The organism is Streptomyces sp. NPDC007917 (assembly GCF_042959105.1).
Classification (GTDB): Bacteria; Actinomycetota; Actinomycetes; order Streptomycetales; family Streptomycetaceae; genus Streptomyces.
Window position 1 is genome coordinate 65,068 of the sequence record NZ_JBIBKK010000019.1, and the last position, 23,256, is coordinate 88,323.

17 protein-coding genes are annotated in these 23,256 nt (G+C 73.3%); 12 read left to right on the forward strand and 5 right to left on the reverse strand.

The features are described from left to right. The first annotated feature begins 128 nt into the window (after window positions 1–128). The 6 genes from ACFZDL_RS31265 to ACFZDL_RS31290 all read left to right on the forward strand — a co-directional run bounded on the left by ACFZDL_RS31265 (window position 129) and on the right by ACFZDL_RS31290 (window position 6,758). The gene (locus ACFZDL_RS31265; RefSeq protein ID WP_391193131.1) at window positions 129–1,670 is read left to right on the forward strand and encodes a DHA2 family efflux MFS transporter permease subunit; all 1,542 of its coding nucleotides are present in this window, start codon (window positions 129–131) and stop codon (window positions 1,668–1,670) included. 58 nt (window positions 1,671–1,728) lie between these two features. Continuing rightward, on the forward strand, window positions 1,729–2,142 hold the full coding sequence (locus tag ACFZDL_RS31270; protein WP_353593968.1) for a DUF3151 domain-containing protein: 414 nt from the start codon (window positions 1,729–1,731) through the stop codon (window positions 2,140–2,142). Between the two features lie 222 nt (window positions 2,143–2,364). Next, window positions 2,365–3,207 (forward strand): tryptophan 2,3-dioxygenase family protein, encoded by an 843-nt coding sequence (locus ACFZDL_RS31275; protein ID WP_353593967.1) that lies wholly within the window; start codon window positions 2,365–2,367, stop codon window positions 3,205–3,207. After that, window positions 3,200–4,468: a kynureninase gene (gene kynU / locus ACFZDL_RS31280; RefSeq protein WP_353593966.1), complete on the forward strand. Its 1,269-nt coding sequence runs from the start codon at window positions 3,200–3,202 to the stop codon at window positions 4,466–4,468. The genes ACFZDL_RS31275 and kynU overlap by 8 nt, the downstream gene beginning before the upstream one ends. Window positions 4,469–4,599: 131 nt before the next feature. Continuing rightward, a complete protein-coding gene (locus ACFZDL_RS31285; protein WP_391193133.1) occupies window positions 4,600–5,532 on the forward strand; it encodes an alpha/beta hydrolase fold domain-containing protein in 933 nt (310 codons plus the stop codon). After that, complete coding sequence (locus tag ACFZDL_RS31290) at window positions 5,529–6,758, forward strand: cytochrome P450 (protein WP_353593964.1); 1,230 nt, start codon at window positions 5,529–5,531, stop codon at window positions 6,756–6,758. The genes ACFZDL_RS31285 and ACFZDL_RS31290 overlap by 4 nt, the downstream gene beginning before the upstream one ends. Before the next feature lie 136 nt (window positions 6,759–6,894). On the opposite strand, the gene ACFZDL_RS31295 is transcribed toward ACFZDL_RS31290, so the two are convergent. Beyond that, window positions 6,895–8,550, reverse strand: a complete 1,656-nt coding sequence (locus ACFZDL_RS31295) for an ABC transporter permease (RefSeq protein WP_353593963.1) — start codon at window positions 8,548–8,550, stop codon at window positions 6,895–6,897. Beyond that, on the reverse strand, window positions 8,547–9,461 hold the full coding sequence (locus ACFZDL_RS31300) for an ABC transporter ATP-binding protein (protein ID WP_353593962.1): 915 nt from the start codon (window positions 9,459–9,461) through the stop codon (window positions 8,547–8,549). Before ACFZDL_RS31300 ends, ACFZDL_RS31295 begins: the two co-directional genes overlap by 4 nt. A 93-nt stretch (window positions 9,462–9,554) precedes the next feature. Here ACFZDL_RS31300 and ACFZDL_RS31305 point away from each other — a divergent pair, with 93 nt between their 5' ends. Next, the gene (locus tag ACFZDL_RS31305) at window positions 9,555–10,133 is read left to right on the forward strand and encodes a MarR family transcriptional regulator (RefSeq protein ID WP_353593961.1); all 579 of its coding nucleotides are present in this window, start codon (window positions 9,555–9,557) and stop codon (window positions 10,131–10,133) included. Window positions 10,134–10,202: 69 nt separating this feature from the next. On the opposite strand, the gene ACFZDL_RS31310 is transcribed toward ACFZDL_RS31305, so the two are convergent. Further along, window positions 10,203–11,378 carry a hypothetical protein gene (locus ACFZDL_RS31310; RefSeq protein WP_353593960.1) on the reverse strand — a complete coding sequence of 392 codons (1,176 nt, stop codon included), beginning with the start codon at window positions 11,376–11,378 and terminating at the stop codon, window positions 10,203–10,205. Between the two features lie 154 nt (window positions 11,379–11,532). On the opposite strand from ACFZDL_RS31310, the gene ACFZDL_RS31315 reads away from it, so the two are divergent. After that, window positions 11,533–12,816: an adenylosuccinate synthase gene (locus ACFZDL_RS31315; RefSeq protein ID WP_353593959.1), complete on the forward strand. Its 1,284-nt coding sequence runs from the start codon at window positions 11,533–11,535 to the stop codon at window positions 12,814–12,816. Between the two features lie 34 nt (window positions 12,817–12,850). Here the strand turns inward: ACFZDL_RS31315 and ACFZDL_RS31320 are convergent, their stop codons facing one another. Both ACFZDL_RS31320 and ACFZDL_RS31325 read right to left on the reverse strand, forming a co-directional pair. Beyond that, window positions 12,851–14,716, reverse strand: a complete 1,866-nt coding sequence (locus tag ACFZDL_RS31320) for a DUF4328 domain-containing protein (protein ID WP_353593958.1) — start codon at window positions 14,714–14,716, stop codon at window positions 12,851–12,853. A 78-nt stretch (window positions 14,717–14,794) separates the two neighbouring features. After that, window positions 14,795–17,416: a serine/threonine-protein kinase gene (locus tag ACFZDL_RS31325; protein WP_353593957.1), complete on the reverse strand. Its 2,622-nt coding sequence runs from the start codon at window positions 17,414–17,416 to the stop codon at window positions 14,795–14,797. A gap of 336 nt (window positions 17,417–17,752) precedes the next feature. Between ACFZDL_RS31325 and ACFZDL_RS31330 the strand changes: the two genes are divergently transcribed. The 4 genes from ACFZDL_RS31330 to ACFZDL_RS31345 all read left to right on the forward strand — a co-directional run bounded on the left by ACFZDL_RS31330 (window position 17,753) and on the right by ACFZDL_RS31345 (window position 23,252). After that, window positions 17,753–19,066, forward strand: coding sequence for an aspartate aminotransferase family protein (locus tag ACFZDL_RS31330; protein ID WP_353594021.1), 1,314 nt, complete (start codon window positions 17,753–17,755; stop codon window positions 19,064–19,066). 281 nt (window positions 19,067–19,347) lie between these two features. Then, window positions 19,348–20,040: a GntR family transcriptional regulator gene (locus ACFZDL_RS31335; protein ID WP_353593956.1), complete on the forward strand. Its 693-nt coding sequence runs from the start codon at window positions 19,348–19,350 to the stop codon at window positions 20,038–20,040. 72 nt (window positions 20,041–20,112) lie between these two features. Beyond that, entirely contained in the window at window positions 20,113–22,695 is a 2,583-nt protein-coding gene (locus ACFZDL_RS31340) for a glycosyltransferase (RefSeq protein ID WP_391193087.1), read from the forward strand. After that, complete coding sequence (locus ACFZDL_RS31345) at window positions 22,692–23,252, forward strand: SigE family RNA polymerase sigma factor (RefSeq protein ID WP_353593955.1); 561 nt, start codon at window positions 22,692–22,694, stop codon at window positions 23,250–23,252. The genes ACFZDL_RS31340 and ACFZDL_RS31345 overlap by 4 nt, the downstream gene beginning before the upstream one ends. Window positions 23,253–23,256 lie beyond the last annotated feature (4 nt).

The following is a 23,256-nucleotide window of genomic DNA, read 5'->3' on the forward strand; positions in this document are numbered from 1 at the left end:
CCCCACCCCGCGCACCGACCGTGGCGAGCGGTGACGGCGGCGGTGGCGGTGACGGCGGTGCGGGCACGCTGCGCGTGTCCTCGCCGGTCGGGCGCTGGGTCCTGCTGACCACCGTGCTCGGGTCGTCGATGGCGCTGCTCGACAGCACCGTCGTCAATGTCGCGCTGCCGCACATCGGCCTCGACCTGAACGCCGACCTCGCCGTCCTGCAGTGGACCGTCAACGCCTACATGCTCACCCTCGCCGGGCTGATCCTGCTGGGCGGTGCGCTGGGGGACCGCTTCGGGCGGCGACGGGTCTTCGTCATCGGCGTGGTGTGGTTCTCGGTCGCCTCGCTGCTGTGCGGGCTCGCGCCCAACGCCGGGATGCTCATCGCCTCCCGCGCCCTGCAGGGCATCGGCGGGGCGCTGCTCACCCCGGGGTCCCTGGCGCTGATCCAGGCCACCTTCCACCCCGACGACCGGGCGCGGGCCGTCGGCCTGTGGTCCGGGTTCGGCGGGGTCGGGGCGGCGATCGGGCCGTTTGTCGGCGGCTGGCTGGTGGACGGGCCGGGCTGGCGCTGGGTGTTCTTCCTCAATGTGCCGCTGGCGGCGGTGTGTGTGCCCGTCGCCCTGCGCCATGTGCCCGAGTCCCGCGATCCGCGCGGGCACGGGCGGTTCGACGTCCTGGGCGCCGCGCTGGGCGCGCCGGCGCTCGGCGCGGTGACGTACGCGCTGATCGCGGCGCCCGGCAAGGGCGCCTCGCCCGCCGTGATCGTCCCGGCCGTGTTGGGGGTGCTGCTGGGCGTGGCCTTCGTGCACGTGGAGCGGCGGCGCGCGGCGGACGCGATGCTGCCGCTCGACATCTTCGCCTCCCGCCAGTTCACCGCCGTCAACGCGGTGACGTTGTGCGTGTACGCGGCGTTCAGCGGCTTCTTCTTCCTGGCCGTGCTGCAGCTCCAGGTCGTGGTCGGCTACTCCGCGCTCGCCGCGGGCACCGCGCTGCTGCCGACGACCGTGCTGATGCTGCTGCTGTCCGCGCGCTCCGGTGAGCTGGGGCGGCGCATCGGGCCGCGTATCCCGCTGACCGTCGGCCCGCTGCTGTGCGCGGCGGGGATGCTGCTGATGACGCGGGCCGGGGTGGGGGCCGTCTACTGGCGCGATGTGCTGCCCGCGCTGCTGGTGCTGGGCCTGGGCATGGTGGCGCTCGTCGCCCCGCTCACCGCGACCGTGCTGGCGTCGGTGGAGGTCGAACGCGCGGGCCTGGCCAGCGGCATCAACAACGCGGCCGCGCGGGCGGCGGGCCTGATCGCGGTGGCGGCGCTGCCGCTGCTGGCCGGGATGGGGCCGGAGGCGTACCGCTCGGCGGACCGGTTCGCGGAGACGTTCGGGCGCGCGATGCCGATCTGCGCCGGGGTGCTGGTGTTGGGCGCCCTCGTGGCCTGGCGCACGGTGCGACCGGACGCGCTGGAGCAAGCGCCCACCGAGCCCGCCGCCGCACCCGCCGCCGCGCCGGCGGTGGAGGAGGGGGCAGCGGCGGAGGCCGCGGGGGTTGAGGTCGCGGGGGAAGGCGCGGAGGAGAAAGCCGTGCGGCGGCGCCCGTGCCGCCCGGAGTGCGCCTACCACTGCGGCGTCGGCGCCCCGCCCCTGGACCCCGGCGACCTGGGCACCCCCGGTGGCCGGGGCACCTGAGCGAGCGGGGTGATCCGGGGTGGCCCCGGCGGGTTCCGGACCAGGCAGACTGGGGGGCATGGCCATTCATGAGAACCTGCTCGGGGGACCGCCCCCGACCCATCTGCCCGACGACCCCGAGCCGCGTGAGCTGCTTGCCTCCGGCGCCGCTCCGGCCGAGGTCGCGGCGAAGTACCCGGCCTCCTCCCTCGCCTGGGCGCAGCTCGCCGACGAGGCGTACGAGGCCGGCCGCGTGGTCGAGTCGTACGCGTACGCGCGCACCGGCTACCACCGCGGGCTGGACGCGCTGCGGCGCAACGGCTGGAAGGGCCACGGGCCCGTGCCCTTCGAGCACGAGCCCAACCGCGGTTTTCTGCGTGCCCTGCACGCGCTGGGCCGCGCCGCCCAGGCGATCGGCGAGCAGGAGGAGTACGAGCGCTGCTCGACGTTCCTGCGGGAGAGCTCCCCGACGGCGGCGGACACCCTCTCCTGAGGCCCGTCCCTCTCCTGAGGCCCGTCGCTCTCCTGGGGTCCGTCCACTTCTCCGGTTCTCCGGGTCGGCTTCCTGGCCGACAGCGCACTTGCGAATGAGTGCGCATGACACGCATGATGCGCTCGGGGCCCGCCCACGGCGGGTCCCGAGGGGACCGGGGCTCCGATGCCGAGGACGAAGGGGCGGACCGCTACCCGGTAGCAGCAGACTCAGGAGACGGCGATGTCGCATCAGCCTGCCCCGTACGAAGCCGAGCCGGACGCCCCGAATCTCGACTTCCAAGGCACGACCCCCTACGAGGACTACGTCCAGGCGTCCGTGCTCACCCACCTCCAGCACCCGCTCTCCGACGACCCCGGGGAGATGGTGTTCCTGGTCACCACCCAGGTCATGGAGCTGTGGTTCACCGTCATCGTCCACGAGTGGCAGACCGCCGCGCAGGCGCTGCGCGAGGACGATCTGCCCACCGCGCTGGCCGCGCTCAAGCGCTCCACCTACGAGCTCGAATCGCTCAACGCGTCGTGGAAGCCGCTCGCGCACCTCACGCCCGGCCAGTTCAACTCCTACCGCTCCGCGCTCGGCGAGGGCTCCGGCTTCCAGTCCGCGATGTACCGGCGGCTGGAGTTCCTGCTCGGTGAGAAGTCCGCGTCGATGCTCGTCCCGCACCGGGGCGCGCCCCGTGTGCACGCGGAGCTGGAGAAGGCCCTGACCGAGCCCAGCCTCTACGACGAGGTGCTGCGCTATCTCGCCCGCCAGGGCTTCGCGGTCCCCCAGGCCGTGCTGGACCGCGACCCCACGCGGCGGTACGAGCCGGACGCCGCGGTCGAGCGGGTGTGGCAGGAGATCTACTCCGGCCCCGACGACAGCGCGCCTGCCCGCCTGGGCGAGGCGCTGACGGAGGTCGCCGAGCTGGTGTGGCGCTGGCGCAACGACCATCTCGTCGCGACCCGGCGGGCCATGGGGGCCAAGACCGGCACGGGGGGCTCGGCGGGGGTCGCCTGGCTGGAGAAGCGGGCGACGAAGAACGTCTTCCCCGAGCTGTGGACGGCGCGCAGCCATGTCTGAGCGGAACGCGACCGCCGTGCCTCCCCGGCCGCTGGCCGAGGAGGCCGCGAAGCTGGACGCCGCCGACGGGCTCCGCGCCAAGCGCGCGGACTTCGTCCTCGACGACACGGTCTATCTCGACGGCAACTCGCTCGGCGCCCTGCCGGCCGCCGTCCCCGCCCGGCTGGCCGATGTCGTGGCCCGCGAGTGGGGACAGCTGCGCATCCGCTCCTGGGAGGAGAGCGGCTGGTGGACGGCGCCGGAGCGGATCGGCGACCGCGTCGGGCGGATCGTCGGCGCCGGGCCCGGGCAGGTGGTGGTCGGCGATTCGACCAGCGTCAATGTCTTCAAGGCCCTCGTCGGCGCCGTACGGATCGCCCAGGGGCGGTCAGCGGCCCGCGACGAGCCCCGTGACGAGCCCCGCGACGAAATCCTCGTCGACGAGTCCACCTTCCCCACCGACGGCTACATCGCCGAGTCGGCCGCCCGGCTGACCGGCTGTGCCCTGCGGCCCGTGCCGGCCCCCGAGATGGCCGCCGCCGTCGGCCCGCGCACCGCCGTCGCGCTCGTCAACCACGTCGACTACCGCACCGGCCGCCTCCACGATCTGCCCGGCACCACGGCGGCCGTGCACGCCGCGGGCGCCCTCGTCGTCTGGGACCTGTGCCACAGCGCGGGCGCGCTGCCGGTCGGGCTCGATGCGCACGGGGTCGACCTCGCGGTCGGCTGCACGTACAAGTACCTCAACGGCGGGCCCGGTTCGCCCGCCTATCTGTACGTCGCGCGCGAGCACCACCCCCGCTTCGACTCCCCGCTGCCCGGCTGGAACTCCCACGCCGACCCCTTCGCCATGGCGCCCGGGTACGCCCCGGCCGACGGCGCCCTCCGCGGCCGGGTCGGCACCCCCGACATCCTGTCCATGCTCGCGCTGGAGGCCGCGCTGGAGGTCTGGGACGGCGTCTCGCCGGCCGCGGTGCGGGTCAAGAGCCTCGCCCTGACGGACTTCTTCCTGCGCTGCGTTGACGCCTACGTCCCGGCGGGGCGCGTCGAGTCCCTCACTCCCGCCGCGCATGAGCGGCGCGGCAGCCAGATCGCGTTGCGCTGCGCCGACGCGGGCGAGGTGATGGCCGAGCTGATCCGCCGCGGCGTCGTGGGCGACTTCCGCCGCCCCGATGTGCTGCGCTTCGGCTTCACCCCGCTCTACACGGGCTTCGCCGACACCGAGCGCGCGGCGCGTGTGCTGGCCGCGGTGCTGGCGGGCGCGCCGGAGGAGGTGGCCTAGCCGTGCCGCGCCGCCGTGCCCGGCCGTGCGGGGGGCTTCATGTCGTACGGCCGGGTGAGCGGGCGGACGGCGGAGCGGGCCCGGCCGCGTCCGCCGAGGCCGAGGAGGCGTCCCTCTTCGGCCTCGCGCCCGTGTCCCCCGACCTCGTCGCCGCGTACGGCGACGACCGCGACCAGGTGGTCGACTTCTATCTGCCCGAGGCCGGGACCGACGCCGGGACCGACGCCGAGGCCGGGGCCGGGGCGGGCGCGGCGGCGCCACCCGCCCCGCTGGTGCTGCTGTTCCACGGCGGCGCCTGGCGCGCCCCGTACGACCGGCGCCATCTCTCGCCCTTCGCCGCGTATCTCGCGGGGCGCGGGTTCGTGGTGGCGTCGGTCGAGTACCGCCGGGGCGGTCCGGACGGGGGAGACGGGTCCGGGCCGCGGGCCGGGCGGTGGCCGGAGACGCTGGACGACATCGCGGCCGCCGTGGACACCGTGCCCGGGCTCGCGCGGGGTCTGGCGCTGCCCGTGGACCCGGCGCGCGTGGTGCTCGCCGGGCACTCCGCGGGCGGGCATGCCGCGCTGTGGGCGGCGGCCCGCCATGTCCTGCCGCCGGACTGCCGCTGGTATCTCCCCTCGCCTCCCCCTGTGTGCGGGGTGGTCGCCCTCGCCCCCATCGCGGACTTCGCCACCGCCCGCGAGCTGCGGGTGTGCTCCGACGCCGTCCGCCAGTTCCTCGACCTCCCCGACGCTCTCGACACCCCCGACACCCCCGGCACCTCTGACAACCAGATTCACCAGGACCGGCTGCCGCTCGCCGATCCCGCCGCGCTGCTCCCCACCGCCGTCCCCACCACCATCGTGCAGGGCGCCACCGACATCGACGTACCGCCGCGGGTGGCGGACGCGTTCACGGAGGCCGCGCGGCGCGCCGGGCAGCAGGTCCGGGCGGTGCGCCTCGCCGCGACCGGGCACTTCCCGCTGATCGACCCCACGGCCCCCGCCGTACGCACGGTCGCCGACGAGATCGCCGACCTGGCCCGTGAACGCCCGCGGAGAAAGGCGGTAGCGTCCGAGGCATGAGCAGCAGCACAGTGCCCGCCCCGGCCTCCTTCGACCCCTGGCAGCCGTCGTTCGTCGCCGACCCCTACCCGGTGTACGCGGCGCTGCGCGAGGGCGGCCGCGCGCAGTATTTCGAACCGTCCGGGCAGTGGCTGATCCCGCGCCACGAGGACGTCCGGGCCCTGCTGCGCGACCGCCGTCTCGGCCGCACCTATCTGCACCGCTTCAGCCACGAGGAGTTCGGCCGCACCGCCCCGCCGCCCGAGCACGAGCCGTTCCACACGCTCAACGACCACGGGATGCTGGACCTGGAGCCGCCGGACCACACCCGGCTGCGCCGGCTGGTGTCCAAGGCGTTCACGCCGCGCATGGTCGAACGGCTCGCGCCGACCGTCGCGCGGCTGGCGGACGAGCTGGCCGAGTCGTTGGTCGCCGAGGGCGGCGGCGATCTCGTCGCGGCGGTGGCCGAGCCGCTGCCGGTGGCCGTCATCGCGGAGATGCTGGGCATACCGCCGGCCGACCGCGCACAGCTGCGCCCCTGGTCATCGGATATCTGCGGGATGTACGAGCTCAACCCGGACGAGGAGACCGCGCGGCGCGCGGTCCGCGCCTCCGTCGAGTTCTCCGCGTATCTGCGCGAGCTGATCGCCGCCCGCCGCCGGGCGCCGGGGGAGGATCTGATCAGCGGGCTGGTCGCGGCGTACGACGAGGGGGACCGGCTCACCGAGCAGGAGATGATCTCCACCTGTGTGCTGCTGCTGAACGCCGGACACGAGGCCACCGTCAACTCCACGGGCAACGGCTGGCTGGCCCTCTTCCGCCACCCCGAGCAGCTCGCGCTGTTGCGGTCCGACCCGGACGCGCTGCTGCCCACCGCCGTCGACGAGCTGCTGCGCTACGACACGCCGCTGCAGCTGTTCGAACGGTGGGTGCTGGACGACATCGAGATCGGCGGGACGGTCATCCCACGCGGCAGCGAGGTCGCGCTGCTCTTCGGTTCGGCCAACCGGGACCCGGAGCGCTTCCCCGCCCCCGACCGGCTGGATCTGTCCCGTACGGACAACGCCCACTTCAGCTTCGGCGGCGGCATCCACTACTGCCTGGGCGCGCCCCTGGCCCGCCTCGAACTGGCCGCGTCCTTCGGCGCGTTGCTGCGGAGGGCGCCCGGGCTGCGGATGGCCGCGGAGCCGCGGTGGAACCCCGGGTTTGTGATCCGGGGGCTGCGGGAGCTGCTGGTCGAGGTCTGACAGCGGGGCGGAACCCCTGAACGGCAGAACCCCCGCACGGCAGAACCCCCGCACGGCAGAACCCCCGCACGGCAGAACCCCCGCCGTTGTCCACAGGGTGTGGACAACGGCGGGGGTTCCACCCCGGCGGGAGGCGTCAGTTGGTCATGTCGCGGCGCCGCAGCCCCCACAGTCCCGCGGCCGTCAGCACGGCCGACAGCAGGGTGAGCCACAGGAAGGGCGCGGCCGACACCGTCTCGCCCGGGAGCTTCGGCAGATGGCCGAAGGGCGAGATGTCCTGCAGGGCCTTGGGCGCGTCGAGCGCCGGGCCGAGCCAGCCGACGGCGATGACCACCCCGACCACGGCCCAGGTGAGGGACGCCGTGTACTGGGGCAGCAGGCCGAACAGCAGAACCGCCACGCTGGTGATGACCCACACCGCCGGGACCTGGGCGAGCGTGGCGCCCAGGATGCGCGGCAGCTCGCCGCCCAGGTCATCGCTCCCCGCTCCGTACACGACCCCCATCGTGAGGCCGCCGACGCCGAGGATGACGACGGGGCCGAGGTAGGCGTGGACGAGGTGGCTCGTGGCCCACCGCAGCCGGCTGACGGCGTTGGCCAGCAGCGGTTCGGCGCGCTGGTCCGTCTCCTCGCCGCGCAGCCGCAGCACCGCGCCCGCGGTGTGGACGGTGAGGATCATGCCGAGGGCAGCGACCATGGTGGCGAGGAAGGCGTTGTTGAGGTCCTGTGCCCCGCCCATGCGCTCGATGAGCTCGATGTTGTTCTTGTTGTCCCCGACGATGTCGTCGGCGCCGTTGGCCACGCCGCCGAGCCCGGCGGCGGACAGGCCGATGCCGATGCCCCAGCCCAGCAGGGTGCCGCGCTGGAGGCGCCAGGCCAGGCCGTGGACGCCCTTGAGGGAGCTTGCGGCGGTGGCGGGGCCGGGGCGGGAAGCGAAGAAGCTGGCGCCGATGTCGCGGCGGCCCGCGAGGGAGTAGGCGAGGCCGAAGGCGGCGGCCGCCAGGGCGGCGAGCAGCAGGAGCGCCCACCACCGCTCGTTGGCGAACGGCCGGGTGTTCTCCGCCCAGCCGAGGGGCGAGAGCCACACCAGCACATGGCTGGAGCCCTCCGACGCGTCCTTGGCGGCGTCGCCCACCAGGCGCAGCATGTACGCGACGCCGACGGCCCCGGTGGCGATGCCCCTGGCCAGCCGCGTGTTCTCGGTGAGCTGGGCGGTTACGGCGGCCAGCCCGCCGAAGGCGAGGCCGGTGAGCCCGACCGCCAGGCCCTGGGCGAGCGCGCCGCCGGTGCCCGCGCTCGCGAGGGTGGCCGTGATCAGCAGGCCGAGGGCGGTGTTGGCGATGACCACGGTGAGCAGCGCGGAGGTCAGACCGGCGCGGCGGCCGACCATACCGGCCGACAGTGCCTCCTGGCGGCCCGACTCCTCCTCCTCGCGGGTGTGCCGGATCACCAGGAGCACACTCATGATCGCGGCGAAGGCGGCGAGGAAGACACCCACGCGCCAGGCGGTGAGGGCTCCGTACGAGTCGCCGAACGCGGTGCCGAGCATGGACCGCATCGAGCTGTTGCCGTTCATGTCGGCCACGGCCTTGGCGCGGTCGGCGGCCGTGTCGTACGTGCTCTTCATCCGGCTGTAGGTGCTGCTGGCGGTCGCGGCGATGGCCAGCACCCACACCGGCATCATGACCCGGTCGCGGCGCAGGGCGAGCCGCAGCAGTGTGCCGGTGCCGGCCAGGTCCCGGGAGCCGGTGCGCTCCGGGGTCGTGACGCGGGTGTCGGCTACGGCGGTCATCGGGCGGCCACCTCTGCCTCGTCGCGAATGTCGTCCTGGTAGTGGCGCAGGAACAGCTCCTCGAGGGTGGGCGGGGTGCTGGTCAGGCTGCGCACGCCCGACTCGCTGAGCTGCCGCAGCACGGCGTCCAGCTTGTCGGTGTCGACCTGGAGCTTGACGCGCTTGCCCTGGATGTCGAGGCCGTGGATGCCGGGGAGGCTGGACAGGCCGTTGGGCGGGCCGACCAGCTCGGCGGTGACGGAGGTGCGGGTGAGGTGGCGGAGCTCGGCGAGCGAGCCGGTCTCGACGGTGCGGCCCTTGCGGATGATGCTGACCCGCTCGCACAGCGCCTCGACCTCGCTGAGGATGTGGCTCGACAGCAGCACCGTGCGGCCCCGCTCGCGCTCCTCGATGACGCAGTCGCGGAAGACCTCCTCCATGAGGGGGTCGAGCCCGGACGTGGGCTCGTCCAGGATCAGCAGGTCGACGTCCGAGGCGAAGGCGGCGACCAGCGCGACCTTCTGCCGGTTGCCCTTGGAGTAGGTGCGTCCCTTTTTGGTGGGGTCGAGTTCGAACCGCTCCAGCAGCTCCGCGCGCCGGTCCTGGTCGAGACCGCCGCGCAGCCGCCCGTACAGGTCGATGACCTCGCCGCCGCTGAGGTTGCGCCACAGGGTGACGTCGCCGGGTACGTAGGCGATGCGGCGGTGCAGCTCGACCGCGTCGTGCCACGGGTCCTTGCCCAGGAGCTGGACCGCTCCGCTGTCCGCTCGCAGAAGGCCGAGCAGGACGCGGATGGTGGTGGACTTCCCCGCCCCGTTGGGCCCGAGGAAGCCGTGGACTTCGCCTGTCTCGACCTCCAGGTCGAGGCCGTCCAACGCATGGGTGCGGCCGAATGACTTGTGGAGGCCGGAGGTGGAGATTGCCGTTGTCATGCTTCTGAAGCTACGCTAGTTTCACAAAATTGTGAAGTTAGCGAAGTGTATAAACTGATATTGAACGAGTGAACGAAAGGAGATGAGGCGGCGATGACGGAGGTGACGCGGCAGGAAAGCCCGCGGGACGGCGTGGGCGTGGACTTCGAGCGTGACGATGACGCGGTGTCGCAGTTCGTCGAGCGGTTCGCCGCGGACATGACCGAGGCCGGGATGCAGCGGATGGGCGCCCGGGTCTTCGCCGCCCTTCTCTCCTCCGACTCCGGCAAGCTCTCCGCCGCCGAGCTCGCCGAACTGCTGCAGATCAGCCCGGCCGCGGTCTCGGGCGCCGTCCGCTACCTCGCCCAGGTGAACCTGATCACGCGCGAGCGCGAGCCGGGTTCGCGGCGCGACCAGTACCGCCTCTACAACGAGGTCTGGTACGAGGCCGTGTCCAACCGCGACCAGATCCTCGAGCGCTGGCAGCACACGATGCGCGACGGTGCGAAGATCCTCGGTCCGCACACCCCGGCGGGGGCGCGGGCGATCAGGACCGCGGAGTTCTACGAGTTCATGCAGGCGGAGCTGACCGCCATGCTGGCGCGCTGGCGGGCCCGCCCGGAGAGCGGCCACCGCGAAGGCGTCCCCGCGCAGGAGCGGGGCGCGGGGGAGCGGGAGAGCGGCGCGCCATAAGCCGGATGAGCCAGGTAAGCCAGGTAAGCCAGGTAAGCCGGGTAAGCCGGGTAAGCCGAACATCCCTGCTCAGCCCCCTCGGGGGAGCATCAGGTGCCAGGCCTCGGTGAGGACCGTCCAGGTGCGGGTGCGCACCGGGCCGCGGGTCAGGGTGTCCGCGCGGTAGCGGAAGTCCGGGCCGGAGACGGTGATCGCCCGGGCCCGCGCACGGACCGGGCCGGCGCCGGCGCGCGGATGGATCACGACTTCGGCCAGGCCGCCGCCCGCTGTGGCCGTGGACACCGAGATCCGCTCGACCGGCCGGTCCAGATCGGCCAGCAGCACACCGTCCGCCTCCACCCGCAGCCGCTGCGCGGGCGGCCTCACGCGCCGCCGGGAGCCGCCCAGGCCGAGGCTGCCGGGCAGCGACAGCATCGTCAGCGCGGTGCGCGCGGTGCGGGCCGCGGGGGTCCACCACGGCTGGTGGCCGCCCGGGGCCGGGAAGGTGCCCGGCCCGCCGCGCCCGGGGCCCGGCCCGCCACCGTCACCGCCGGGCCTTTTGCCGTCGGACCCGGCGCCGTCGAGCCCGCCGTCGCCGAGCCCGCCGGCGCCGTACGGCGCGTCGCCCGCCCCGACCGGGTCGCCCGCGCCGACCGCATCGACCGCGCCGATCGCGTCTTCTGCGTCTTCCGCGTCTTCCGCGTCGTACGGGGCGAAGCCGCACCCGCCGACCTCGGCCCCGGCCCCGTCTCCCGCCGCCCCCACTCCGGTCCCGTACGTGGTGCCGGACACGGTGTCCTCACCGGAGATCCTGAGGCCCCCCAGGACCACCCCGCCGCTCTCGTCGACCAGCAGGTCACGGCGGTGCGCGGTGCCGTCGAGCGCCGTCCTCGCGGCGCTCACCGCGTCCGTGGGCAGGCCCAGGGCGCGGGCCAGGGCCACCGTCGCCGATCCGCCCACCGGGACCACCGACAGCGCCGCGTCCGCCAGCTCCCGCTTGCGGTGCAGCAGCTCCACCGTCCGCAGCAGGGCCCGGTGGTCACCGACCACCACGGGGCGGCGGCTGCCGCGGCGGGCGAGCGCCCGCTCGACCTCCGCGGGCCCCTCCGGCAGGCAGATTTTCGTTGCTGCGCCCGCACACAGCACATCTTTCGCGATCCGCACCGACTCCCCGTCGGTTCGACGGGCGGCGGGGTCGATGAGAACGAGCAGGGGGCGCCCCCGGACGGCGTCCGGGGAAATCTGCCAGGGATCTGGAGCCGACACCTCGGTCCTTCCTCAGGTAATCTCTCGGTGCAAGAGCCCCTGTCGCTGTTGCGCCAGGGGCTTCGTCTATCCGGGGCACCGGTTCGACGGCTCTTGTGGCGGCACAAGCCTCCACGCACGTTGGACATGCCCCGCCCGGAAGGGGTGTACGCCTGTGCCCGCACTTGTGCTGCTCGGTGCTCAGTGGGGTGATGAAGGCAAGGGAAAGGCCACCGACCTGCTCGGTGGCTCGGTGGACTACGTGGTGCGCTACCAGGGCGGCAACAACGCCGGCCACACGGTCGTCGTCGGCGACCAGAAGTACGCGCTCCACCTCCTCCCTTCCGGAATCCTCTCCCCGGGATGCACCCCGGTCATCGGCAACGGCGTCGTCGTGGACCCGGCGGTCCTGCTCTCCGAGCTGAGCGGGTTGAACGCGCGCGGCATCGACACGTCCAAGCTGCTGATCAGCGGTAACGCACATCTGATCACTCCGTATCACACCACCCTCGACAAGGTGACGGAACGCTTCCTCGGAAAGCGGAAGATCGGCACCACCGGCCGGGGCATCGGCCCGGCCTACGCCGACAAGATCAACCGGGTCGGCATCCGGGTGCAGGACATCTTCGACGAGTCGATCCTGCGGCAGAAGGTCGAGGCGGCCCTCGACTTCAAGAACCAGGTCCTCGCCAAGCTCTACAACCGGCGCGCCATCGCCGTCGAGCAGGTCGTCGAGGAGCTGCTGGGCTACGCCGACCAGCTCCGCGGCTTCGTCGCGGACACCACGCTGATCCTGAACGACGCCATCGACGAGGGCAAGGTCGTCCTCTTCGAGGGCGGCCAGGGCACGCTGCTCGACGTCGACCACGGCACGTATCCCTTCGTCACCTCCTCGAACCCCACCGCGGGCGGCGCCTGCACGGGGACCGGGGTCGGCCCGACGAAGATCAACCGGGTGATCGGAATCCTCAAGGCCTACACCACGCGCGTGGGCGCGGGCCCGTTCCCCACCGAACTCCTCGACGAGGACGGCGACAAGCTGCGCACCATCGGCGGCGAGCGGGGCGTGACGACCGGCCGCGACCGGCGCTGCGGCTGGTTCGACGCGGTCATCGCGCGCTACGCGACCCGGGTCAACGGCCTGACCGACTTCTTCCTCACCAAGCTGGACGTGCTGACCGGCTGGGAGCAGATCCCGGTGTGCGTCGCGTACGAGATCGACGGCAAGCGGGTCGACGAGCTGCCGTACAGCCAGACCGACTTCCACCACGCGAAGCCGATCTACGAGACGCTGCCGGGGTGGTCGGAGGACATCACCCAGGCCAAGTCCTTCGACCAGCTGCCGAAGAACGCGCAGAAGTACGTGCAGGCGCTGGAGGAGATGTCGGGCGCGCCCATCTCGGCGATCGGCGTCGGGCCGGGCCGCGACGAGACGATCCAGATCAACTCGTTCCTCTGACGGCCGGACGCCCCGGACCGGGCCCAAGGGCCTCCTAGCGCATCACGGGAGGCCCGAAGGCCGCCCCTTCCGGCTGCCAGCGCTGGGGCTGCTGCATCTTGGTGATACGGGCCACCACGGCCATCGCGAGCAGGGCCGCGGGGATCGAGACCAGATCGTCGACGATGTTCAGGCCGGCGACCACCTGCTTGTCCTCGGTCGACCTGGCCAGGGGCTCCGCCAGCGTCGCGGTGGCGGCGGCGAAGAACATCGTCACGTACAGCGCCCACCACCAGTGCAGCACCATGCGGGAGGCGGGCCGGGTGCCCGGGGGAGTGCTGGAGGTCCAGATGTCGTTGGCCATCTGCTTGGGCATCCACAGCTGGGCGACCGGGATGAACCACGAGCCGGCCGCCAGTCCGCTGTCATAGCGCTGGCGGCCGGGCGCGAGGAAGGTCGCGTTCAGGTACACGCGCCGGAACCACACCGGGAACATCACGACGAGCAGGATCGCCAGCACCCCGGTGAAGACCTCGAAGATCTCCAAGGAGTGCTTGGCGTCGGTGATCGCGCTCTGGGCACCGGTGTCGGTCAGGTAGTCCTCGTACGCGCTGAACAGGGTGCCGCTCAGGCCCAGGTGGGCGACGGACAGCAGCGCGAAGGCGCCGAACAGCCACCTCAGGGCGGAACCCAGGCCGCGCGAGGTGCGCAGGCTCCGGGCGGGCGGGGAGGAGATGCGGCCCGGGTAGTGGTGGTGAGCGGCGGCCTGCCAGGGCTGCGCGGCCCCGCCGGCCACCGGGCCACCGGCCACCGGGTACCCGGGCTGGGCGCCGGAGGCGGGGTAGCCGACCCCGCCGGGCGCGCCGGGGGCCGGGTAACCGCCCGGCGTCCCCGGTGTCGCCGGGCCGGGCGCCGCGGCCGCCACGGCTCTGACGGGTCCGGTGGCCCTCAGCGTGGCGGTGTCGGAGTCCGTCGCCGACTCGTCCGAGTCGTCCGGGTCGTCTGCGTCTGCCTCCATCTCCAGCAGCTGCAGCGCGTCCCGCCCGAGCTTGGCGAGCAGTTCGCCCGGCAGCCAGGTGCCGGTGGCGGCCGGGTCGGCCTCGGGGGCCGTACGCGCCACCACGTCCTCGACCGAGAGCCGGACGGCCGGGTCCTTGTGCAGACAGCCGGTGACCAGTTCGCGCAGCCCCTCCGGCAGCCCCGCGAGATCGGGCTCCTCCTGGGCTATTCGGTACAGCAGGGCGTGCACCCCGCTGGTCACGTTGCCGAACGGCTGACGGCCGGTGGCGGCGAACGCCAGCACCGACCCGAGGCAGAAGACATCGCTGGCGGTGGTCACGGTCTCGCCGCGCACCTGCTCGGGCGACATGAAACCGGGCGAGCCGACGACCCCGCCCGCCACGGTGAGATTGGTGCCCACGCCGGCGATGGTCTCCAGCGCCCGTGCGATGCCGAAGTCGATGACGCGCGGCCCGTCGATGGTGATGAGGATGTTGGAGGGCTTGAGGTCGCGGTGGATCAGCCCGGCGCCGTGGATATCGCGCAGCGCGAGGGCCAGTCCGTGCGCGAGGGTCCGTACGGAGGGCTCGGGCAGCGCCCCGAACTGCTCGGCGACGACGTCGTGCAGGGAGGGGCCGCCGATGTAGCCGGTGGCCACCCAGGGCACCTCGGCCTCGGTGTCGGCGTCCAGGACGGGGGCGGTCCACTGCCCGCCGACCCGTCTCGCGGCCGCGACCTCACGCCGGAAGCGGCTGCGGAAGTCGGCGTGGCGGGCGAGTTCGGCCTTCACCAGCTTCACGGCGACAGTGCGACCGCGGGCGGAACGGGCCAGGTAGACCCGGCCCATTCCGCCCTCGCCCAGCCTGCCGAGCAGCCGGTACTCGCCTATCCACCGCGGGTCCTGGGCCCCGAGGTTCTCCATGTGCCGTGCGGCTCCTGTCCGTGTGCGCTCGGTCGACGACGGGGCGATCGACTGACGTGCGTTCGACTGACGGACCGCTCAGCCTACGCGGGTGAACGTCTGCGTCTTGGTCTCATCGCTGTAGTCGTTCGGATCGTCGTACTGCACCCGGAGTTTGTCAGATCCGTCGGCGGTGAAGGTGAGCATGTTGCCCGCGTCGCAGGCGTCTTCGTAGGTCTCGTTGGTGATGTCGGCCGGGCTCAGGACCAGCCCCTTGTCGACCGAGACCAGGATCCTCTTGCCCTCGCAGTGGTACTTGCTGCTGTCCGCGACGTCCTCGCCGACCTCCGTGCCGATCGCGCCCTGCTTGACGGTGATCTTCAGGGTGGCACCCGACACCCCGAACGCGTCCTTGGCCAGCCAGGTGCCGAGGTACTTGTCGGGAATGGGCTTGCCGCCGGACTTCGAGGGGCGCAGCTTGGCCGAGTAGGAACCGTCCGTCGTGTTCCAGGCGATCGAGCCGTCGTTGCCCAGCCGCAGGGTCTGCTTCCCCACGGTGCTGCAACTGTCGCTGGGGACGCTGGTGTCCACTTCCTCGTCCTCGATGACCAGCAGGTTGTCCGTGCTGTCGAGCGTGGCCTTGCTCTGGCAGAAGGAGTCGGAGGCGGCGGTGAAGGTGTCGATGGTTTTCGAGCCGGTGGTGCCCTGGTTGATCACGATGCGGCGGATCTTGCCGGTGGCCGAGCCGCTTTCCATGATCTCGCCTTCCCAGGCGCCCAGGTACTCGTCCGGGACGTCGCCGCTGGAGCCCAGGGACGTCGAGGACGGCTCGGGGGAGGTCGAGTCGTCGCCGGACGGTGATGTGGAGTCCGAGGGCGAGGACTTGGTGGGGGGCGTGTGGGTCATCTTGCTGTAGTCCCGCTTCTTGTCCTTGTCGTCGTTGGAGGCGACGTAGACGAAGGTGGCCGCGCCCGCGATGACCAGGGTCGCGGCGATGGCGGAGGCGATGATGACCGGCTTGCGCCTGCCGCGCTTCGCGGGCGGGGGTGTCGGCGTGGGCGTGGGCGTGGGCCCGAACGGCCCACCGGGGCCGACGGGTCCGCCGGGGCCGCCCAGGCCGACCGAGCCGAGGCCCGCGGGGGGCGTGCTGGGCGTGGAGTCGAAGGAGGTGACCTCCGGCGGCCCGAACGCCTGCGGCGGCGTGGGCGCCGGTTCCGCGGCGTGCGGAGCCGCGCCCGGGGCCGCGGCTTGCGGCGTCGCGCTCGGGGGAGTGGCACCCGGCGGTGTCGCGCTCGGGGGAGTGGCACCCGGCGGCGTCGCGCTCGGCGGCGTCGCGCTCTGACCCGCGGCCTGCGCCGGCGTGGCGGCATCCGGGGTCGGGGCGGCCGGTGCGGCGGCGGCGTTCTCCGCCCGCGGCTCGGGCACCGGGCCCGCGGCAGGCGTCTGCGCCTCGCCCCCGGGCGCGGAAGCGGCCTGCGGCGACGCGGCGGGCGGCTGCGGCGTCTGCGACGCCTGCGGCTGCTGGGCCGCGGCGGCGGGCGCCACGGGCGCCACCGGCGGCGCGGCGGGCATCGCGGGCGGAACGGCCGGAGGCGTGGCCGGAGGAGTGGCGGCAGCCGCCTGCGGCGGCGGGCCGGTCGGCGGCGGGGGCGTCGGCGGCTCCGCGGGCGCCAGCGGGTACGAGGTGGCCGTCGGCGGCGTGGCCGGGGGCGCCGGAACGGCCGGCTTGCCCGGTGGGAAGGCGGGCGGAGCGGTCGGCGGAGCGGTCGGCGGCGCGGGCACGCCGTGAGCCGGCGATGTGGCCGGGGTCTCCGCGTCCAGGAGCTGTACGGCGTGCCGCCCGAGCTGGGCGACGAGGCTGCCGGGCAGCCAGGGCTCGTCGGCGCCCTCGGCGTCGTCCGCGTTGTCGGGGCCGGCCGTCCGCGCCAGCAGCTGCTCCACGGTCGGCCGGGCCGCCGGGTCCTTCCGCAGACAGTCGGTGACCAACTCCCGCAGCCCCTCGGGCAGCCCCTGCAGATCGGGCTCCTCCTGGGCGATGCGGTACATCACCGCGTGCACCCCGCTGTCGGAGGTGCCGAACGGCTGCCGGCCGATGGCCGCGAACGCGAGCACCGACCCCAGGCAGAAGACATCGCTGGCCGGGGTGACCCGCTCGCCGCGCACCTGCTCGGGGGACATGAAGCCCGGCGAGCCGACCACGGCGCCGCTGCGCGTGAGGATGCCGTCGGTGACGGTCTCCAGGGCGCGCGCGATGCCGAAGTCGATGACGCGGGGCCCGTCGATGGTGATCAGGACGTTGGAGGGCTTGAGGTCACGGTGGATCAGGTTGACGCCGTGGATGGCCTGCAGGGCCTTGGCCAGCCCGTTGCCCAGGATGCGCACCGACCGCTCGGGCAGGGGACCCGATTCGGACACGATCGAGTGCAGGGACGGCCCGGCGATATAGCCCGTCGCGACCCAGGGCGTGGCGGCCTCGGTGTCCGCGTCGAGCACGGGCGCGGTCCACTCACCCCCGACCCGCTGCGCGGCCCGCACTTCCTGCTTGAAGCGACGCCGGAATTCGGCCTGTTGCGCGAGTTCGGTCTGTACGAGTTTGACCGCGACCGTACGGCCGCGCGGCGAATGGGCCAGGAACACCCGTCCCATACCGCCCGCCCCCAGCCGACGGATCAACCGGTACTCGCCGATCCAGCGAGGGTCCTCGGCCCCCAGGTCTTCCATGCGTCGCTGTCCTTCCCCTGATCCCCTGATCAGCCCCTCGCCAGAGAATAGAGGGGGCTGAGAGCGAAGTGGACGACGCGTGGGATCCGTTATCGGTTCCGTATCTGGCCGTGTCGATTGTCCACCCGGCGGTCCGTCGGTGCCGCGCCGGGCCACCGGTTCGAACGCCGGTCCGTACACAGGGTCCGTACGCCCGGTCCGTACGCCGGGTCCGTACGCTGGGCCCGACCGACCCGCGAGCGATCCGAGGTACCGAACGTGTCCGCACAGCCCGCGCACTCCGCCCCGGCCCCCAGCCCCACGCCCGACCCCGCCACCGGCGCCGCCGTCAAGGCCATGGACCGGGCGCATGTCTTCCACTCGTGGTCCGCGCAGGGGCTCATCGACCCCCTTGCCGTCGCGGGCGCCGAAGGCTCGTACTTCTGGGACTACGACGGAAACCGCTACCTCGACTTCTCCAGCCAGCTGGTCAACACCAACATCGGCCACCAGCACCCCAAGGTCGTCGCCGCCATCCAGGAACAGGCCGCCACGCTGTGCACCTTCGCGCCGGGCTTCGCCGTGGACGTGCGGGCCGAGGCGGCGCGGCTGGTCGCCGAGCGCACACCCGGCGACCTGGACAAGATCTTCTTCACCAACGGCGGCACCGAGGCCGTCGAGCACGCCGTCCGCATGGCCCGGCTGCACACCGGCCGCACCAAGGTCCTCTCCACCTACCGCTCGTACCACGGCGCCACCGCCGCCGCGATCAACCTGACCGGCGATCCGCGCCGCTGGGCCTCGGACACCGCCTCGGCCGGCGTCGTCCACTTCTGGGGGCCGTTCCTCTACCGCTCGCCCTTCCACTCCGCCGACGAGCGGCAGGAGTGCGAGCGCGCCCTCGCGCATCTGGAGCAGACCATCGCCTTCGAGGGCCCGGCATCCATCGCCGCGATCATCCTGGAGACCGTCCCCGGCACCGCGGGGATCATGGTGCCGCCGCCCGGCTATCTGGCCGGGGTCCGCGAGATCTGCGACCGCTACGGCATCGTCTTCATCCTCGACGAGGTCATGGCGGGCTTCGGCCGCACCGGCCGCTGGTTCGCCGCCGACCACTTCGGCGTCACCCCGGACCTGCTGACCTTCGCCAAGGGCGTCAACTCCGGCTATGTCCCGCTCGGCGGGGTCGCGATCAGCGCCGCGATCGCCGCGGACTTCGACCAGCGGCCCTACCCCGGCGGCCTCACCTACTCCGGCCACCCGCTCGCCTGCGCCTCCGCCGTCGCCACGATCAACGCGATGGCGGAGGAGGGCATCGTGGAGAACGCCGCCCGGATCGGGGAGAAGGTCATCGGCCCGGGGCTGCGGGAGATCGCCGGGCGCCACGCCTGTGTGGGCGAGGTCCGGGGCCTCGGCGTGTTCTGGGCGCTCGAACTCGTCAAGGACAAGGACACCCGCGAGCCCCTGACCCCGTACAACGCGAGCGGCCCGGCGGCCCGGCCCATGGCCGACTTCGCGGCGGCCTGCAAGCGCGGCGGCCTGTGGCCGTTCGTGAACATGAACCGCACGTATGTGGTCCCGCCGTGCACCATCACGGAGGCCGAGGCCAAGGAGGGGCTGGCGATCCTGGACGAGGCCCTGTCCGCGGCCGACGCCCACACCACGGCCTGACGGCGGCCCACACCACGGCCTGACGGCGGCCCACACCACGGCCTGACGGTGGCCGGTACCCTGGCCCGACGGCGGCCCACAGACCGCTCGACGGCGGCCCGCACACGGCCACCGCCGCCCCGGATCGCTTCGGTCGTAGGCTCAGATAGAGATCAAATAACGGTGTAGACCGTTTCACCCGCGCACTCTCCGCGTACTTCGCGCAACGGCCCTCGCATATCGTGATGCGAGGGCCGTCCGCATCCGTACGACACGACGGCCGCGGAAGGAGACGGTCCTCGATGCCCGTGCCCGGCACCAGCCCGGTGAAGCGCAACACGCTGCGGCAGCAGATCGCCGAGGCGCTGTGTGACGAGGTGCTCGCGGGCCGGCTTCCGGCCGGACGGCAGTTCACCGTCAAGGAGATGGCCGACCAGTACGGCGTCTCCGCCACCCCCGTCCGCGAGGCGCTGCTCGACCTGTGCGCACAGGGGCTGCTGGACGTCGAGGAACACCGGGGCTTCAGGGTCCACGAGTTCACGTTCGAGGACTTCCGGCACATGATCAACGCCCGCAACATGGTGGTCGAGGGCCTTTTCCGGCACTCCGTCGAGGAGACCCTGCGCACCATGACCCCGCAGGCCCTGGCCTCGGTGCGGCGCCGCGCCGAGGAGGCCGAGCGCGCCGCGCGCTCCGGCGACCTCGACATCCTCATCGGCTATGACCTGCGCTTCTGGCGTGAGCTGTGCGGGCTCGTCGGCAACCCGTACATACTCGACTTCCTGCAGCGGCTGCGGGTCCAGTCCTGGGTCTTCACGGTGCCGTATCTGCGGCGCGTACCGGATCTGCGCGGGCGGCTGTGGGCCGGGCACGGCGAGCTCACCGCGGCCGTCACCCGCGGCGACGCCGAGGCCTCCGAGCGGCTGATAACCGCGTACAACGCGCACTCCGTCGCCCTGATCGAGCAACTGGTCACCGGACGCGAGACGAGCTGAACCGTCCCACCCCGCGCGTCGGTGTGACACAGAACACACAACCTGCCGGATGCCCGTGGTGGTCACCCTCGTGTGCTGCACACTCCGCCCGCCCGCTCCCTGGCCCCCCGGCCCGCGACCGTCACCGGTACCGGCACCGGCATGGGCACCGGAACCGGCACCGTTGACCTGACCGTCGTCGTGCCCGCGTACAACGAGGAGCACCGGCTGCCCGGGACCCTCGACGCGATCTGCCGCTATCTGCGCTCCTCGCCGGGCCGCCACGCCGAGTGGGAGCTGATCGTCGTCGACGACGGGTCGAGCGACGCCACCGCGGCCGTCGTCCGCGACGCGGCCGCGGCCGAGCCGCACATCCGGCTGCTGGCCCCGCCCCCCACGTCGCCCCCGTCGGCCGGGAGCCCGCGCAACCACGGCAAGGGCCATGCGCTGCGCCTGGGCGTGCTGGCCTCGCGCGGGCGCCGGGTGCTGCTGACCGACGCCGATCTCGCCACCCCCATCGAGGAGTTGGCGGCGCTGCACGACCGGCTCGACGCGGGCTTCGCCGCCGCCATCGGCTCCCGCGCGCACCCCGACGCGCTGATCGAGGTGGACCAGCACCCGCTGCGGCGGCTGGCGGGCCGGGCGGGCAACCGCGTGATACGGGCGGTCGCCCTGCCCGGCGTCGGCGACACCCAGTGCGGCTTCAAGCTCTTCGACGGCGACCGGGCGCGCGCGGCCTTCGGGCGGTCGCGGCTCGACGGATGGGGCATCGACGTGGAGATCCTGCGCGCCTTCCGCCGCGCCGACTGGCCGGTCGCCGAGGTGCCGGTGCGCTGGGCGCACCAGGAGGGCTCCAAGATCCGTCCGCTGGACTACGGACGGGTGCTGCTGGAGCTGGCGCGCCTGTGGCGGCGGGGCGTACGCGAGCGGCTGTCTGCCGGCGACCTGGCCGTGGTCCTCGGCTACCTGCTGCTGTCGGTGCTGCTCTACAAGGGGCTGTGGGCGGACGTCGGCCACCGTTATCTCGTCGACAGCGGGCAGGACCAGAACCAGTGGGAGTGGTTCTTCGCGGTCACCGCCGACAAGGTTCTCGGCGGATCCGGGCCCGGCGACGTGTTCTTCACCGAGCTGCAGAACACCCCGCTCGGGGTGAACCTGATGGCCAACACCGCCATGCTCGGCCTCGGCGTCCCGCTCGCGCCCGTCACCGCGCTCTTCGGCCCGGGGGCCACCTGGGCGCTGGTGCTGACCTGCGGGCTGGCCGGGACGGCGGGCGCCTGGTACTGGCTGCTGCGCAAGCGGTTCGTACGGGCGCGCCGGGCCGCCGCGCTCGGCGGCGCCCTGTGCGCCTTCGCCCCGCCGATGATCTCCCACGCCACCGCGCACCCCAACTTCGCGGTGCTGTTCATGATGCCGCTGATCATCGACCGGCTGCTGCGGCTGTGCGAGGGCGCCCGCGTCGGGCGCGACGGGGTGGTCCTCGGCCTCTTCCTCACCTACCAGGTCTTCCTCGGCGAGGAGGCGCTGCTGCTCGCCGCCGTGGGCCTCGTCCTCTTCGCGGTCGGCTACGCGGCCGTACGCCCGGCCGAGGCACGTACGGCGGTGCGCCCGCTGGCCCGGGGGCTGGGCCTCGCCGCCGCGGTGTGCGTGCCGCTGCTCGCCTATCCGCTGCTGTGGCAGTTCTTCGGCGCCCAGAGCTACCACAGCGTGCTGCACGGCCCGGTCGGCAACTCACCGCGCGCGTTCTGGGAGTTCGCGGGCCGCTCCCTGGCCGGGGACGAGTCCACCGCCGACGCGCTGGCTGTGAACCGCACCGAGCAGAACGCCTTCTTCGGCTGGCCGCTGCTCGCCCTGAGCGCCGCCGTGGTGGTGTGGCTGTGGCGGGATCCGCGGGTGCGGGCGCTCGGGTGGGTGGCCTTCGCGGCGTCGGTGCTCTCCCTCGGGCGCACGATCCCCGTGCCCTGGACGGGGATCGTGCTGCCGGGTCCGTGGCGGGCGCTCGCCGATCAGCCGCTGTTCGAGTCGGTCATCGAGTCGCGGGTGGCGATGGCGGCGGTGCCCGCGCTCGGCATTCTGCTGGCCCTGGCCTGCGACCGGCTGTGCGCCTTGGGGGAGCCGCGGGCCTTCGCGGATGGCGGGGCGGGCGTCGACCGGGCGTTGCGGATCGCCGGATGGGCCGCCGTCGCGGCCGCCCTGCTGCCCCTCGCGCCCACGCCGTACACCACCGCAGACCGCGTCCCCGTCCCGTCCTTCATCGCCGACGGCACCTGGAAGGCGCACGTCCCCAAGGGCCGCTCCCTCGTCCCCGTGCCGCTGCCCAGCCCTGGCGACGCCGAGGCCCTGCACTGGCAGACCGCCGCCGGGCTCGGCTTCCCGCTCCCCGGCGGCTACTTCAACGGCCCCGACGGCCCCGGCCGGAGGGGCATTTACGGCCCGCGCCACCGCTACACCTCAGCGCTCCTCGACGAGGTCCGCCGCACCGGACGCATCCCGCACATCGGCCAGAAGCAGCGCCACGCCGTCCGCGCGGACCTCGATTTCTGGCGCGCGGGCGCGGTCGTGCTCGCCCCGCAACCGGGGGACGAGGCGCTGCGTGTCACCTTGGAGCGGCTGCTGGGGTGGCGGGGGGAGTGGATCGGGGGCGTTTGGGTGTGGGAAGTGCACGGAGGAACGTGACGGCGGAGGACAGGACGGCGGAGGACACGGCGGAGGCCGAGCGGGCGTACACCGCGTACGTCTCCGCGAGGCTGCCCGCGCTGCGCCGCATCGCGCATCTGCTCTGCAAGGACCCGCACCGCGCCGACGACGTCGTCCAGGCCGCCCTGACCAAGCTGTACGTCCACTGGGGCCGCGCCCGCGCCGCCGACGACCTGGACCGCTACGTCCACACGATCCTCGTCCGCTGCTTCCTCAACGAGCAGCGCCTCGGCTGGGCCCGGGTGGTCCGGCTCTCCGGCGCGCCGCACGAGACGCCGGGGCTGCCGCCCGTCGCGGGGGTGCCGGACATCGAGACGCGCACGGTCGTGCACACCGCGCTCTCGCGCATCCCGGCGCGCCAGCGCGCCGTGCTGGTGCTGCGTTTCCTGTGCGATCTGCCGGTGGCGGAGGTGGCCGCGGTCCTGGGCTGTTCCGAGGGGAACGTGAAGAGCCAGACCGCGCGGGGCCTCGCCCGGCTGCGCGCGCAACTCGGCGTTCAGCCGCTTGTTTCGATGCCGTCTGTGGGGAAGGAGTAGCCGC